Genomic DNA, 14,617 nt, shown 5'->3' with positions numbered 1-14,617 from the left:
ATACAAAAATCTGAACAGATTGTTAGAAGCCTTTATTGCTTGTTTATTTTACTTTTTTCAAGAATATCATCAGAAATAAGCTTATACAGCTGCATCCATTCGGGGTGGGCCAGTAGCTGTTTCTGGTGCTGCTCCAGGATGGGAATATCGCCACGCACGGCAGGCCCTGTTTGTGCGGGCGCCGGACCTATTTTTATGGCCTTTTGGAGGGTTTCTTCAATGAGTGGGTGCAGTAAATCTGTTGGCAGCCTGCTTTCCTGCAGCAGATCGTGGGCAATGCGCAGCATATGGTTGCTGAAGTTGCTGGCAAAGACTGCCGCCAGGTGCAGTTGCCTGCGCTGCTCACCGCTTGCCCTGTGAACTTTGTTGGAGAGTGAAAGCGCCAGGGCCTCCAGGATAAGTGTAGTAGCAGGGTTGGAGCCTTCAATAAAAAAAGGAACCTCAGCCATGTTAACTTCTTTTTCTTTGCTGAAGGTTTGTAAGGGGTAAAACACGCCTGTACCACCTGCTGCTATGGTATTAAGCATGTTTAGGGCCTGGCTGCCCGAGCTGTGAGCAACAACGGCATCTTTGGGTAAGCGTAGGCGGTGGCCTATGTCTGCCAGTGCTGCATCGGTAACCGTTAACAGAAATACCTGTGATGGGCTTTCTGAGAAATCAAGGGAATGGACTACACGGGCATTTGGCAGCTTGGCAGCCAGCAGGTGGGCCTGGCTTTGCCGGCGGCTCCAGATCTCCTGAATGGTATGGCCTACAGCTGAAAGTGCCTGTGCCAGGTGCCAGCCAACTCTGCCGGCGCCAACAATACTGATGTTGAATGTTTCTGCCATAGCACTAAAAAAGTAAGAGCGGCTGTTGGGCCGCTCTTGTTCTTATTATTTTATTACTAATACTGGCCCTTTTTCTGCAAGAGCTTATATTCGGTGTAGCGCCGGTAAATGGCGATGCCAAAACCAACGACCAGCAGCAGGGTGCCTGTCCAGAGAATGTTGATCAGCGGCTTTTCCATTGCCTTCAGAATGATGTAGTCTTTCTGGGTTTTGCTCTGGCTGATGGTGATGCTGTCATCTTCCGGATGTATGGCTACAAAGCTTAGCTTAACTGCAAGGTCATCGATTACGGCAGGCAGGTTACCGGAGGTCTTCTCTTCCATTTTCAGGACGTAGACGGGCTCTGCGAAGAACTCACTGCCGCCTTCTGCCATAATCCTGATCTTTGCTTTTACGGCAATATCGCTTTCGTTCAGCTTTACACCTTCTACTTCGCGTACCTGCTGTAAGCCTTCCAGAACAGCTACATAGTCGTTTACAAAAAACTTGTCGCCGATCTTGATCTTCTGTTCTTCGGGATCGCTCCATTTCAGGGGCTCCTTCGGATCCGGTACTACCGAAACGTGGGTGTAAAGGTCGCTCTCGATGCCGCGGAAAATATCAGGAGAGGCAATAAAGCCCATTTGCGGGTTTACCTGTGCACGCGGGAAAAGGGTAAACTTCTTTCCGTCGGCATCGGTATATTCTACCCTGTAATAGGTGTTTTCGGGCTGCACCTGCACTGTATCGCCCTGGCCAAAGTATTTTTTACCTTTATGGTAATAATCGCCGCGGGCAATGTACAGATCCGGCTTGTCGGTAGGGCGCAGCAGCTGCTTATGAATATAGCCTGGTGCATCGTCGGCCTCCAGGAACTGACCTTTGTACACCAGCTGGTACTGCTGCATTTTTTGCGGCTCGTTAAGCCACAGCAGTACGTTCTCCTGGTTTACCTCATCGGCAAACTCGCGGCTGTAGAGCAGACCGGAGCTGTTCTGTGAGATTACTTTAGAATATCCGCTGGAGAACAGGATGCCCATCAGGATCATGGCAATACCAATGTGGGCAACCGACCCACCGGCCAGTTTTAAATTAGTATGCTTAAGGCCCAGCAGCACAAAGAAGTTAGAAACAACTGCATAAATGGCGGCAACCAGCAACACCAGGTACTTAGGCTCCTTAATGTCCAGAGCAACAAGCGCCATGGAAGCAACAATAAGGGAAACTACGGCAGGCAGAACCAGGGCGCTCCTGAGTTTGGCCAGGTCCATCTTCTGCCACCAGAAGAACTGGGCAGTACCGGAAAGCAGCGCCAGGCCAACAGCAAACCACAGCTGGAAGTTGGTATAGAAAACCTCCGGGTTTGCTGGTGGTGCCATGTTAAGCTCTATGCCAAACCAGCTGGCAATACTATTATATACAGGTATAGAAGTAGGTACCAGTACCTGGAAAGCCATGAGGCTTAGGATGGTGGCACCTATAAATATCCAGAATTCTCTTGAGTACACACTTACCTCGGCGGTAGATGGCATATTTTTCCACTCGCGGGCCACCAGCACTGCTGCCAGTACCACAAATGCCATCATGTACAGCAACAGCTGACCGGAAAGGCCCAGGTCGGTAAAGGAGTGTACGGATGAGTTGCCTAAAATACCACTGCGGGTAAGGAAGGTAGAGTAGAGTATGAGCAGGAACATGGAGATGATGAACAGCACTGCAGGTTTGAGGGCTGTACCGTTCTTGCGGTACACAATCATCAGGTGCAGGCCAGCTACCAGTACCAGCCAGGGTACGTAAACGGCATTTTCTACCGGGTCCCAGTTCCAGTAACCACCAAAGTTAAGGGTTTCGTAGGCCCAATAGGCGCCCATTAAAATGCCCACACCCAAAACAAGAGCTGCGGCAGAGGTCCAGGAAAGGGCCGGCTTAATCCAGTCGCCGTGCTGTTTTTTCCACAGGCCTGCTATACAGTAAGCAAATGGAACCAGCGTAAGCGCAAAGCCAAGGAAAAGGGTAGGCGGGTGAATCACCATCCAGTAGTTCTGAAGCAGCGGGTTAAGGCCGGTGCCATCTTCCGGTACATAATCTGGATTAAGGGCGAAAACCGGTGCTTCCATCACATCGCGAAGCAGCAAGAACGGAGAGCTGCCAATCTTCAGGTCGAGGCCGGGAATAACAGAGCCCAGGATCATGGATACCAGGAACACCTGTACAAATGCTACTACAGCCAGTACAGGGGCCTCCCATTTACCGGCAAACTTCATCAGGATAAGGCCCAGCAAGGCCTGCCAGAACATCCATATCAAGAAGCTGCCCTCCTGACCTTCCCAGAAACAGGAGATCATGTAGTGAACAGGCAGGCTACGGCTGGAGTGGCTCCAGGCGTAGTGGTATTCGAAATAGTGGTTGTAAATAATGTAAAACAGGGAGGCAACCACGCCAAAAAGGGCAAGGCTGTGAATGCCAAAGCTGATGCGGCCCAGTTTGAGCCAGCTGCCGGGATTAACAGTGTCTTTTCGGCTTGCCCAGTAGTAGTTCCAGGTAGCCCAGAGGGCAGCCACAAAGGAGATTACTACAAAGAAGTGGCCGGTTTGGCCAATCCATTCGTGTACCATTAGTTGAGTTGTGCTTGTTGAGTAGGTTGAAGCTCCTGCTCCTGATATTTAGAAGGACATTTCAGCAGGATTTGTCCTGCCACAAAGGAATCGCCCTGGTAGCGGCCAATCACCACTACCTGCTCGGAACGCAGAAAATCCGGAGGCATGGGGTTGTTGTAAAACACCTGCTGCTCTTTTCCTTTTTCATCGATCATCAGAAAAGAAAAAGAAAGCTTATCGGCTGCAGGCATAATGCCTGTTACATGCCCCTGGGCATCTTTTTTAAGGGTGCCCACCACGTGAATTTCACGGGTGTCGGAAACAGCCATTGCTTTTGCTTCCTTAAAATCAACATAAGAGCTGGCATCTCCAGTGGTGGAAATGATAATGATAACAGCTACTGCTATTACCACAATGCCCAGAATGTGTGAAAATTTCATAGCACTTGGTTTCTATTTTACTAACAGCACCGGGGTGGTTAAAATTTCATCCAACCAGGTGTTTACTTGATCTATTTTCAACGAGGTTTTCCAGCCTGCTTACCTTGCGGTCTATGATCACCGCATAGGTGAGGAGTCCGCCCAGAATAAGGCCAATAACACCTACTACCACATAGATTTTGCCATCGGCCCTAAAGCGGTCGGCCATTTCTACCTGCTGGTTGGCATAGTCCTGCTGGGTAATTTCCTGCTTTTCCTGCGCCAGCACATTGAGTGAGCAAAACAGGCAAAGGATCAATAATATTTTTCGCATCTCTGTTATAGATTATCTTCCAGTTTATCCTGCACCAGTCTTAGCCTTACCCGCAGGGAGGCAAACCAGAGCCCTAACAGAAACCAGCCAATAACAGCCGGGTAAAACACCATGCGCAGGTTGCTGTCGAGGTCGTAGGCATTAAAGCCCGGGTTGCCGCCGTTGCCCGGGTGCAGAGAGCTGGTAAGGCGTGGTAATATGAATAAGAGCGGCACCATGGCTGCAAAAGCAAAGATATTGTATACGCTGCTGATGCGGGCACGCTGGTGGTCGTCTTCAAAAGAGCCGCGCAGTACAAAGTAGGCCAGGTAAATGAGCAGTGCAATGGCCGACATATTCTGTTTGGGATCGAAGCTCCAGAATTTGCCCCAGGTATAGTGTGCCCAGAACATACCAGTAACAATGCCGAGTATGCCAAATATTAAGCCAGCATTGGCAAACTCAACGGCGTAGCGATCGTGACGCAGTTCGCCACTGCGCAAGTATTTAACTGCATACACTACAGAAAGCAGCAGCAGGGCCAGCATGCCAAACCACATGGGCACATGGAAGTGCAGGGCTCTTATGGTTTCGTTAAGGATGTGCAGCCGGGGCGCATCCATAAGTAGTCCCGCTATTACTGTATAAAACAGCAGCAGGGCCGCCAGTACTTTCCACCAATGTTTTTTCAGCTTCTCCATAAAAAAGGAAACAGCATTAAAGAGACTGTGATTACTATTGCATTTATTGCCAGCAGCGTTACCAGTTCATCCAGGCTTAGGCTGCGCTCCAGCCCATCCATGGCACTTTTAGCTATTTTTATTACCATTAGCAGGGTAGGCACTATTACAGGAAACCCCAAAACAGCCATTAAAGTGCTGTTGTTGCCGGCTTTTTGCGCAATGCCTGAAATCATGGTAAAGGTAGAAGAAAAGCTAATGGCTGCCAGCACCATGGCTACTATAAATAGCAGCGGATCCTGCACCGGATTGCCGAGCACCACTGAGTAAAAAAGCAGGCCCACCCCTGTTAACAGGAGCATGAGCATAGCATTATACACGATTTTAGCCAGAATAATTCCTTGCGGAGAGGCCAGGGTATAATAATACAGCTGTCGCCCTTCAGCTTCCTGCAGAAAACTTTTAGCAACGGCATTAACAGCCGTAAAGAGCATGATAATCCAGAAGAGGGTGTTCCAGACAGGAGGGGTAAGCATGCCGCTGCGCACGCCAAAGCTCATATAACATACTATAATAGTACTGCTTACATAGAGCAGCATGCCATTAAAGGCATAACGTTGCCGCCATTCCAGCAGTAACTCTTTGTATAGCAGTGCCTTTACTTCCTCTAGCCGCATGAGCCTGTTTTTGCCGCAAAGATACTACCCAAAGCCCGGAAATAATATTTTAGCGGCAAAAATCGGGTATATGAATAACTTTGGCTGCATGAAAAGGGTTGGCAGCAGTAGCAGCAGCTGTTGAGATGCATTTACCCAGCCATTGTAGTTTTGCTTAGGCGGTTATCTGCCAGGCAAGGTTACAGCCTGCCTCAATTAAGGCTATGCCTGAAACTGTGGGGGCAGTGCGGGTGCCATCATCCCTGCCTTTAGCGTTACCATTGGTATCGGGAGTAAGAATTAACTAATATTGCCAGAAGGAATAAAGCTTAACTGCTTCATATAAATGATCAAGGTTGGAGTGTTAACAAGCTCAAGAGCAGATTATGGAATTTACAAGCCATTACTGGAAGCTCTTCAGAAGGATGATGATTTTCAATTGTCGATCATCGCTTTTGGTACACATTTGTCGCATTTTCATGGGTACACCATTCGTGAAATTACTGGTGATGGTTTTGAAGTTGAGTACACCATCAATTCACTTCTGCTGCACGATGATGCAAACTCCATAGCAACTGCCAGTGCCTTAACCTCTCTGAAATTTGCTGATTTCTGGAAGGAGCATGGCAGCGAGTTTAATATAGTGTTTTGCCTGGGCGACCGTTACGAAATGTTTGGGGCGGTAAATGCGGGTATTCCCTTTAACATCAGGTTTGCACATATCCATGGCGGGGAAACCACTCTGGGTGCCATAGACAATGTGTACCGCCACTGCCTGACACTGGCATCCAGCTTTCACTTTGTATCCACAGATCATTATGCAAAGCGTGTGGAGCAAATCCTGGGAACTGCTGAAAACATTCTGGTCACCGGTTCCTTAAGTCTGCAAAACCTGGATAATATCAGGCTGCTAAGTGTAGAGGAGTTTTATGAGAAATGGGAGATAGACCTTTCTGTTCCATCCATACTTGTTACGGTGCACCCTGAAACGGTTGATATTTCCTCGAATGAAGCAAATCTGAAAGAAGTAGTAAAAGCAATTGAGGCGCTGATCGGGCAGTCGTATCAGATTATCATTACCATGCCGAATTCTGATACAATGGGTTCAGTTTTCAGAAATGGTTTTAGCAGGCTAAAAGCCAGCTTTCCACAGCAGGTGCACCTGGTAGAAAACTTTGGCACCAGGAGCTATTTCAGCTGTATGAAGCATGTGGATTTCCTTTTGGGCAATACCTCAAGTGGTATTATAGAAGCAGCTTCTCTACATAAGTATCTGGTTAACCTGGGCAACAGGCAGCAGGGGCGTTTTGCCGGAGAAAATGTAATCCATTGCCCCTTCGATGCGCAAAAGATAGTAGAAGAAGCTTCAAGAATAGCCCGGCTGGGAAATTACGAGGGTCAGAATCCGTACTATAAAGCAGGGGCAGTTGTAAGCATTGTGGATTTTTTAAAGAACAGGCTCCTGCAGGGTAAATTGTAAGGGTAGTTTTGGGTTTGTATGACTGCCTACACATCAAGTTGAAAGTTTAAGTTAAAATGTACTGCATTGTTTAGCAATTTTTATTCTTCCTTTATTTGAAAAATTCAGTAAATTTTTTAGTAATAAGCAAAATGATGCCGTCAGACTTTTGCGTTTGATAGGGTGGTAAGGGCTGATGGGTTAGGACTTAGCCGCTTAGTAAGTGCCCTTGTGAAAGCTTGGCTAAGCTGGAGACTTTCTGGCAGAGTACCTTGCTTCGTAGTGGTTAAGTGCCTGGTTAATACCTATGAGCAGGATAATCAGATATGCAATGCCCATGCCAATCAATGCGCCTAGCAGCAGCTGGCCATTTAAAGATAAGCTTGCAGGTCTGCTATATGCGGTAAAACCGCTAACAATTTCAACACTAGCGTTCAATTTTAATTCGGAGTCGGCATCTAATGCCTCCTGGTAAAACTCTAAATCCTGTCGATAGACATTAAGTGGGTCGTTGGCAGTTTCTCCGGTACCTAAGATAACATTATTAGAACCAGCTCTGGTGGTCTCGGCTAACTTACTAAATGTTTCTGCCTGTAAATTCTTTAATCTATCCAAACGCTCTAACTCTCTCTTGTACTTTTCCCTCATAGAAAGCAGCCTTTCATGTGCTATGCTAACTCTTCGGCTCACGTACTCGTTGTCTGTCAGGTAACGGGTAATGCCTTCTTCTAGTGCATCCAGAACAACTAAATCATAAACGGTTACAATAATTATATAATTATTTGCACTGGCCAGCAGTCTATCACGAATCTCATCTTGCTGATCTTCTGTTAATTCAGTATTTCTCTCTACCACCTGAAGGATGCTTTCCATCTCCATCACATCACTGGTTGAAACAACAGACTTTACCTCGAAGGAACGTATTTGTTTGGCTAATTCAGGGCTAATGTTAAGTTTGTTGGCTAAGATCAAATGGTTGCCTTCCCCTGCTAATTGATTGATTTCCTCTATTGAGCTTTCCAGCATCTCCACATTATAGTACTTCGAGCTAAGAGTTAGGGTGGAAGCGTAGTAAGCCTCATAAGTACTGTAACTAAGATAGCCTAATACTGCTCCAAGCAGAATGGAGGCTATGATCAACTTTGCAAACTTTTTTGTGGCCTGCCGGATGCGTATGATTGTAGTAACAATACTTCTCCCAACTCCCTTAAAGAAACGGCCTATGGCAGCAAATATCTCCCTAATATCAACTTCGTCAGATGCAACTGTATGTCTGGTAGGCACTTTGTCTTGCATGAAATATAAATTTGGCTGCTAATTTACATTCTTTTAGACATTTAACGGAAACATTAAATTCTTTTGCCTGTGTTTAGGAGTAAGTAAGTACAGAAAGGATGAAAATTTACTGAGCTGGCAAGCTTTGGTAAACTTGTTGCTGGCAAATTATAAGGTCGTGTTCCTAAAGGTGATCTGGAGGTTTGTAAATTGATAATATGAGATACACTGTTTCATGTTGTTGCTGCCACTTCAAATAGGTGAATATTTTTAAGAATGTAGTGTTCTGTGTTGTTGTATAATCATGTTTTGAGATTCATGGTGTGTGGGTCAACGTTTTGATTGTTAAAGACTAGTGAAGGGCAGTTGTGCATGTCTTATTGAATAAAAGTAAGAAATGGGTGCTTGTAATATATTTAAGCTTATTGCATTATTTAAATACGATATGCAGTAGAAAAATTTTTATTTTTGCCCGACCTTTGTACTCGGATAAAACCAATTGTGGAGAACAACGCTAACCACTTCACGATGACAGGAACTTGCCAGATTCAAATTTAGTTTAAGTGGCCAAGCTAAACTTGCCATTAGCATTGCACAATAAATCCCAGTCCATCGACGGTTTCCTCACATTAAGTTTTGGGTTTGTGGAACTGGATTGGGTCTGTAAATGTGTACTGCCTGAAAGGGTTTTACAAGATAAATCAACAGTATAATATAAGCTTAAAGTAAGTTGAGACCATATATCATTCAATTTCCAAAAATTTTAGATCCACGGGGTAACCTCACTTTCCTGCAGAATCCTGCGCATGTGCCTTTTGAAATTCAAAGAGTGTTTTGGACCTATGATGTGCCTGGAGGAGAGCAAAGGGGTGGTCATGCTTATAAAGAACAGGAAGAACTTATCATAGCATTAAGCGGGAGCTTTGATGTTGTTATAACAGACCCGGATGGAAGCAAAGAAAAGTTTTCGTTAAATCGCAGTTATTACGGCCTTTATATTCCAGCACAAACATGGCGCCACATGGAGAATTTCTCTACTAACTCGTTGGGATTGCATATTTCCAGCAGGATTTACACAGAGAGTGATTACATCCGTGATTTTCAGTTGTATGAAAGGGGGCAGGCATGAAAGACACAACTGTTTTCGATTGTACCAAGTTACAATTACCGCGCCTTTACAATCCTGCCGGGAACATTACCGCTGTTAACAACAATCAGGAAATTCCATTTCAGGTGAAAAGGGTTTATTACCTATATGATGTACCAGGCGGTGAAGCCAGAGGAGGCCATGGCCATAAAGAGCTTGAACAGTTAATCATAGCGGCAAGTGGAAGCTTTGACATTATATTAAATGATGGCAGGGTTAAAAGGACTTTCCATTTATCAAGGCCTTATATGGGCTTGTATATGCCGGCTGGTTTGTGGAGAGAGTTAGATAACTTCTCCTCTGGCAGTATATGCTTAGTGCTTGCCTCACAGGTTTACGACGAAGGAGATTACATAAGAGATTATTTAGAATTTGAGAAATACAAAACAGGGGGACAATCATAAATGCTTCAAGTAGGGCAAAAAGCGCAATTATCCAAGGTCATTACCTCTGCTGATATTGAATTATTTGCAGATCTTTCAATGGATATGAATCCTGTACATCTGGACGAAGAGTATGCCAAGACAACTATTTTCAAAAGTCGTGTCAGTCATGGTATGCTGTATGCCTCATTTATTAGTGCGGTTATTGCAAATAAGCTACCAGGCCCAGGTTCAATATATTTAAAGCAGGATGTTGCTTTTCTGAAGCCGGTTTTTATAGGTGATACAATAACAGCAGTGGTAGAGATTGTAGAAATACCGAAAGAAAATACCTATAGGCTGATAACTCAGTGTGTTAATCAGAATAATGAACTAGTTGTTGATGGTGCAGCATTGATCTTAAAGAAATAGAAACCTAAGAATGAATAATATACATCCAACTGTAATCATAGAAGGGGATGTCGAATTAGGCGACAATAACGAAATCCTACCTTATTCGATCTTGATAGGCCCCCTTAAAATAGGCAATAATAACATCATCGGACCTCACGTAGTGATTGGTTCCCCCGGACAGGATACGAGAAATCCTCGTTATGATTCATCAGACTGTTATATTGAGATAGGAAGTAACAATATAATAAGGGAGTTCACTGCTGTACAGAAACCTTGTTACAAAGATATTACTAAGATTGGTGATAATGTTTTTCTTATGCAAAGTGTGCATATTCCCCATGATGCTGTGATTCATGATAATGTAGTAATTACCCCTATGTGTGTGTTGGCGGGTATTACAACTATTTTGAATGGAGCAAATATTGCTATGCATACATCAATTCATCAGTATTCGGTGGTTGGTCAATTTTCTATGATTGGGATGGGGAGTGCATTAACAAAAAATGTTAAGCCATTCACTATTTATGTTAATGGTAAGCCCCCAAGAGTAAATCATTATGCAATTGAGAAATTCGGCTTTACTGAATATACAGAAGAAATCAATGCTTATGTATTAACTGGGGTTGCCCCCAAAAGCGATAAAATTCTTTCAATTACTGAAGAGTTTGACCAACTACATACTAACAGCAAGAGACCCCTTTACTGTAATTCCAAGAGCTAATTAGGTTCTGTACATCATTTTATTAAGGTTATTTTATAAATCTATATGATCAAGTTCTTAGATCTTCAGAAGATTACCGAAAAAAATAGTGAAGAAATAAAAGAGGCAGTTAACAGAGTAATTAACTCGGGTTGGTATTTATTAGGAAATGAAGTAAAAGAATTTGAAAATAGTTTTTCTGATTACTGCAATGTGCAGCATACAATAGGAGTTGCAAATGGATTGGATGCTTTGCGCCTTATTCTACGAGCTTATATTGAGTTAGGGGTGATGCAGGAGGGCGATGAAGTAATTGTACCTGCTAATACATATATAGCATCTCTGCTTGCAATTTCTGAAAACAAGTTGACCCCTGTTTTAGTGGAACCAGATCTAAGAACTTATAATATTGATCCTGAAAAGATAGAGGAAGTAATTACCTCAAAAACAAAGGCCATCATGATTGTCCACCTGTACGGACAATGTGCCTACAATGATAAGATCCAGGCTGTTTGTGACAGGTATGGCTTAAAACTGATTGAAGATAATGCACAAGCACAAGGAGCCCTCTATAAAGGGAAGCCAACTGGCTCTTTGGGAGATGCTGCAGGTACCAGTTTTTATCCAGGTAAAAATTTAGGAGCATTGGGAGATGCCGGTGCTGTAACCACTAACGACGCCTCTCTAGCGGAATTAGTGAGAACATTGGCTAATTATGGTTCTAAGATAAAATATGTAAATGAGTACCTGGGCCTAAACAGCCGGCTAGATGAAATTCAGGCGGCAGTGCTCAGTGTAAAGCTTAAATATCTTGATGCTGATACAAAAAGAAGACAGACCATAGCAGCTGCGTATCGTAAGAGTATCATTAATTCGGAAATTGTACTGCCTTTTGTGGAAGAGGAGGAGAAACATGTGTGGCACTTATTTGTAGTAAGATGTGCAAATAGGGCCAGATTACAGGAGTACCTGACCAGCAATGGCATACAAACATTAATCCATTACCCAATACCTCCTCATAAGCAACAGGCATATTCAGCCTTAAATAATTTATCTTTTCCGATAACTGAAAAAATTCATAATGAAGTGTTAAGTCTGCCAATTAGTCCGGTAATGGAGGATGAAGAGGTGGCAAGAGTTATAGAGGTGGTGAATGGGTTTGTTAATAAATAATATATTATTGTGCTATCAAAAGTTGATCGCTTTTCAGAGGGTGAAGTAAGTTCTAAGGAACCTGAGGAACATATTGTAGCAGAGTTAGAGAAGCAATCTTCTTATCGCCAGATCATGAAAGCCACTTCTCTGTTCGGGGGGGTACAGGCATTCAATATATTGATATCAATTACACGTTCTAAAGTAATTGCAATACTGCTCGGTCCGGCCGGTATTGGAGTGGTAGGGTTACTTACCTCAGCCGTTGATCTGATCAATAGTTTTGCCAGCTTTGGGTTAAGTACGAGTGCTGTGAAGGATGTTGCAGCAGCTCATAGTACAAATGATCTTCATAGAAGTGGTGTAGTGGTTACTGTTTTCCGCAGATGGGTGTGGATTACTGGCTTATTTGCTACACTGCTGATGATAGCATCGTCGCCATGGCTTAGTAAACTAACCTTTGGCAATAGTGAATATACCTCGGCATTTGCCTGGATTTCGGTTACACTCCTGTTCAATCAGCTAACCAACAGCCAACTGGTAGTGCTGCAGGGAATGCGACATCTAAACTACCTGGCCAGAGCAAATGTATATGGCAATGTTTTGTCCTTGTTTACTACACTACCTCTATATTATTTCTTCGGAATTGATGGTGTTGTTCCTGCTTTGATTCTAAGTTCTGCCGCATCCCTAACAATTGCGCACTTTTTTGCTGGAAAAGTTAAGATACAGCGAGTAAAGGTTAGTAAGCTAAGAACTGTTTTAGAGGGCAGGGGTATGCTAAAGCTAGGCTTCTTCCTTAGTATCAGTGGCTTGGTTACTACGCTGGTAAGTTATATTGTACGCATATTCATTAGTAATCAGGGAGGGGTTGAAGATGTAGGACTGTACAATTCAGGTTTTCAAATTATAAACACTTATGTAGGAATGATATTTGCCGCCATGGCAACAGATTATTACCCGCGACTGTCTGGTGTGGCGCATGATAATAAGCAGGCTGCCAGCATAATCAATCAGCAGGGAGAAATTGCATTACTTATAATGGCGCCAATTATTCTGTTCTTCCTGGTGTTCGTTGACTGGATTGTAATTTTCCTTTATTCAAAAAAGTTTGTTGAGATCACTCCCATGATACAGTGGGCTGCTGTAGGAATGCTATTTAAAGCAGCAAGTTGGGCAATAGCATTTATGTTTTTGGCTAAGGGAGACAGTAAACTGTTTTTCTTCAGCGAACTTGTTACTAATATATATCTATTGGGGTTTAATCTAATAGGGTATCAGTTAGGTGGCCTCACCGGACTGGGAGTCTCATTTTTGCTGACATACGTGGTGTACCTGCTGCAAGTATACTTATTAGCAAGGGCTAGATATCAATTTAATTTTGAGTTCCACTTTTACAAACTCTTTGGTATACAATTAATTCTGGCAATTAGCTGCTTTCTGGCTGTTAAAGTTTTGGAACAACCATACTCCTATATGGTAGGCTTATGCCTCATTGTTGTGTCTGTAGTTCATGCTTATCAGGAGTTAAACAAACGTTTAGGCCTGATGGCAATATTGGAAAATATCAGGAACAGGTTCTTTAAAAAATAATTATCTCCGGTATGAGTAGTTTTCATTCAGAGAGTCCTTTAGTTTCTATTGTGATCGTTACATATAATTCAGCCAAGTTTGTGCTGGATACACTTGAGAGTGCAAAGTCACAGACTTACCAGAAGATTGAGTTAATTATCTGTGATGACTGTTCGGTGGATAATACAGTAGAAGTTTGTAGAAAATGGATTTCTGAAAATAAAGATAGGTTTGTAAGAACAGAAGTGATTACTGTTACAAAAAATACAGGAGTTACCTCAAATTTGAACAGAGGCCTCAAAGCTGCCGACGGAGAGTGGTTAAAATTCATAGCTGGAGATGATGCTCTTCTATCTGAATGTATTGCAGCCAATCTTACGTTCATATCAGCTAATCCAGGAGCACAGATTGTTTGTTCAAAAAAGTTGATCTACCAGAATTACTTTAAAGAGGAATGTTTTTTTCAGGAATCTAAAATTGATCACTTTGTTTTCAACATGCCCGATATAACAGCCTCAAAGCAGTTTGAGCTCTTATTAAGAAGAAATTATGTTGTTGCACCATCGGTGTTCATGCAAAAGTCCTTACTGGAGAAAATGAACGGGTTTGATGAGAGAATTCCTATGGTGGAAGACTGGCCAATGTGGATAAAGATCACATCAGCAGGTTACAAGATATACTATCTGAACAAAGCAACAGTAAAATACAGGCTACACAATGAATCTGTATCCCTGCCACAAAATAAGAGGAAGCTCTTTACAGCCTATGATCAAAAGTTAGAGGATATATATATCTACTACATTTATCCTAACCTGCCTCATATTGAAAGACTTCTTTATACATATGATTTTAAAAGAATGAAGGCTTTTAATGCTCTAGGACTAAATAAAAATACAAAAGCCATGAAATTGTTAGATAAACTAACCGGAGTACCAATCAAAGCATATCGGAATATAAAACTGAAGAGCTATAGTTGGTAAATTTAGGGTTTGATGCCGTAGCCATAGTAGATTGTGTTTTGTACTGACACAGAAAAGAAAATCTCTTGATGCTTCTCAGAAT

General features: G+C 43.2%; 15 protein-coding genes. 8 read left to right on the top strand and 7 right to left on the bottom strand.

Annotation, left to right across the window (positions count from 1 at the left end):
• Positions 1–32 precede the first annotated feature (32 nt).
• Genes KWJ01_RS24385 through KWJ01_RS24360 form a run of 6 tightly spaced genes read right to left on the bottom strand, consistent with a single transcriptional unit; the run spans position 33 to position 5,495 of the window.
• A complete protein-coding gene (locus KWJ01_RS24385) occupies positions 33–830 on the bottom strand; it encodes a Rossmann-like and DUF2520 domain-containing protein (RefSeq protein ID WP_224999749.1) in 798 nt (265 codons plus the stop codon).
• Between the two features lie 56 nt (positions 831–886).
• Positions 887–3,424, bottom strand: a complete 2,538-nt coding sequence (gene ccsA, locus KWJ01_RS24380; protein WP_224999748.1) for a cytochrome c biogenesis protein CcsA — start codon at positions 3,422–3,424, stop codon at positions 887–889.
• Positions 3,424–3,846, bottom strand: a complete 423-nt coding sequence (locus tag KWJ01_RS24375; RefSeq protein ID WP_224999747.1) for a cytochrome c maturation protein CcmE — start codon at positions 3,844–3,846, stop codon at positions 3,424–3,426. The genes ccsA (KWJ01_RS24380) and KWJ01_RS24375 overlap by 1 nt, the downstream gene beginning before the upstream one ends.
• Positions 3,847–3,892: 46 nt before the next feature.
• Positions 3,893–4,159, bottom strand: coding sequence for a CcmD family protein (locus KWJ01_RS24370; protein ID WP_224999746.1), 267 nt, complete (start codon positions 4,157–4,159; stop codon positions 3,893–3,895).
• 5 nt (positions 4,160–4,164) lie between these two features.
• The gene (gene ccsA / locus KWJ01_RS24365; RefSeq protein ID WP_225000357.1) at positions 4,165–4,830 is read right to left on the bottom strand and encodes a cytochrome c biogenesis protein CcsA; all 666 of its coding nucleotides are present in this window, start codon (positions 4,828–4,830) and stop codon (positions 4,165–4,167) included.
• Complete coding sequence (locus KWJ01_RS24360; protein ID WP_224999745.1) at positions 4,827–5,495, bottom strand: heme exporter protein CcmB; 669 nt, start codon at positions 5,493–5,495, stop codon at positions 4,827–4,829. Before KWJ01_RS24360 ends, ccsA (KWJ01_RS24365) begins: the two co-directional genes overlap by 4 nt.
• A gap of 325 nt (positions 5,496–5,820) precedes the next feature.
• Between KWJ01_RS24360 and neuC the strand changes: the two genes are divergently transcribed.
• A complete protein-coding gene (gene neuC, locus KWJ01_RS24355) occupies positions 5,821–6,954 on the top strand; it encodes a UDP-N-acetylglucosamine 2-epimerase (RefSeq protein WP_224999744.1) in 1,134 nt (377 codons plus the stop codon).
• Positions 6,955–7,176: 222 nt separating this feature from the next.
• On the opposite strand, the gene KWJ01_RS24350 is transcribed toward neuC, so the two are convergent.
• Positions 7,177–8,229, bottom strand: a complete 1,053-nt coding sequence (locus KWJ01_RS24350) for a hypothetical protein (RefSeq protein WP_224999743.1) — start codon at positions 8,227–8,229, stop codon at positions 7,177–7,179.
• Between the two features lie 709 nt (positions 8,230–8,938).
• On the opposite strand from KWJ01_RS24350, the gene KWJ01_RS24345 reads away from it, so the two are divergent.
• The 7 genes from KWJ01_RS24345 to KWJ01_RS24315 are packed head-to-tail and all read left to right on the top strand — an operon-like array spanning position 8,939 to position 14,535.
• A complete protein-coding gene (locus KWJ01_RS24345) occupies positions 8,939–9,337 on the top strand; it encodes an FdtA/QdtA family cupin domain-containing protein (protein WP_224999742.1) in 399 nt (132 codons plus the stop codon).
• A complete protein-coding gene (locus KWJ01_RS24340) occupies positions 9,334–9,759 on the top strand; it encodes an FdtA/QdtA family cupin domain-containing protein (RefSeq protein ID WP_224999741.1) in 426 nt (141 codons plus the stop codon). Before KWJ01_RS24345 ends, KWJ01_RS24340 begins: the two co-directional genes overlap by 4 nt.
• Positions 9,760–10,149 (top strand): MaoC family dehydratase, encoded by a 390-nt coding sequence (locus tag KWJ01_RS24335; protein WP_224999740.1) that lies wholly within the window; start codon positions 9,760–9,762, stop codon positions 10,147–10,149.
• 10 nt (positions 10,150–10,159) lie between these two features.
• Positions 10,160–10,852, top strand: coding sequence for a hypothetical protein (locus KWJ01_RS24330; protein WP_224999739.1), 693 nt, complete (start codon positions 10,160–10,162; stop codon positions 10,850–10,852).
• 45 nt (positions 10,853–10,897) lie between these two features.
• A complete protein-coding gene (locus tag KWJ01_RS24325; RefSeq protein ID WP_224999738.1) occupies positions 10,898–12,004 on the top strand; it encodes a DegT/DnrJ/EryC1/StrS aminotransferase family protein in 1,107 nt (368 codons plus the stop codon).
• 9 nt (positions 12,005–12,013) lie between these two features.
• Positions 12,014–13,576 carry an O-antigen translocase gene (locus tag KWJ01_RS24320; protein ID WP_224999737.1) on the top strand — a complete coding sequence of 521 codons (1,563 nt, stop codon included), beginning with the start codon at positions 12,014–12,016 and terminating at the stop codon, positions 13,574–13,576.
• Between the two features lie 11 nt (positions 13,577–13,587).
• Positions 13,588–14,535: a glycosyltransferase gene (locus KWJ01_RS24315; RefSeq protein ID WP_224999736.1), complete on the top strand. Its 948-nt coding sequence runs from the start codon at positions 13,588–13,590 to the stop codon at positions 14,533–14,535.
• Positions 14,536–14,617 lie beyond the last annotated feature (82 nt).

Origin of the sequence: Cesiribacter sp. SM1, from assembly GCF_020178975.1 — a bacterium.
Classification (GTDB): Bacteria; Bacteroidota; Bacteroidia; order Cytophagales; family Cyclobacteriaceae; genus Cesiribacter.
This window is presented reverse-complemented; position numbering and strand designations above follow the sequence as displayed.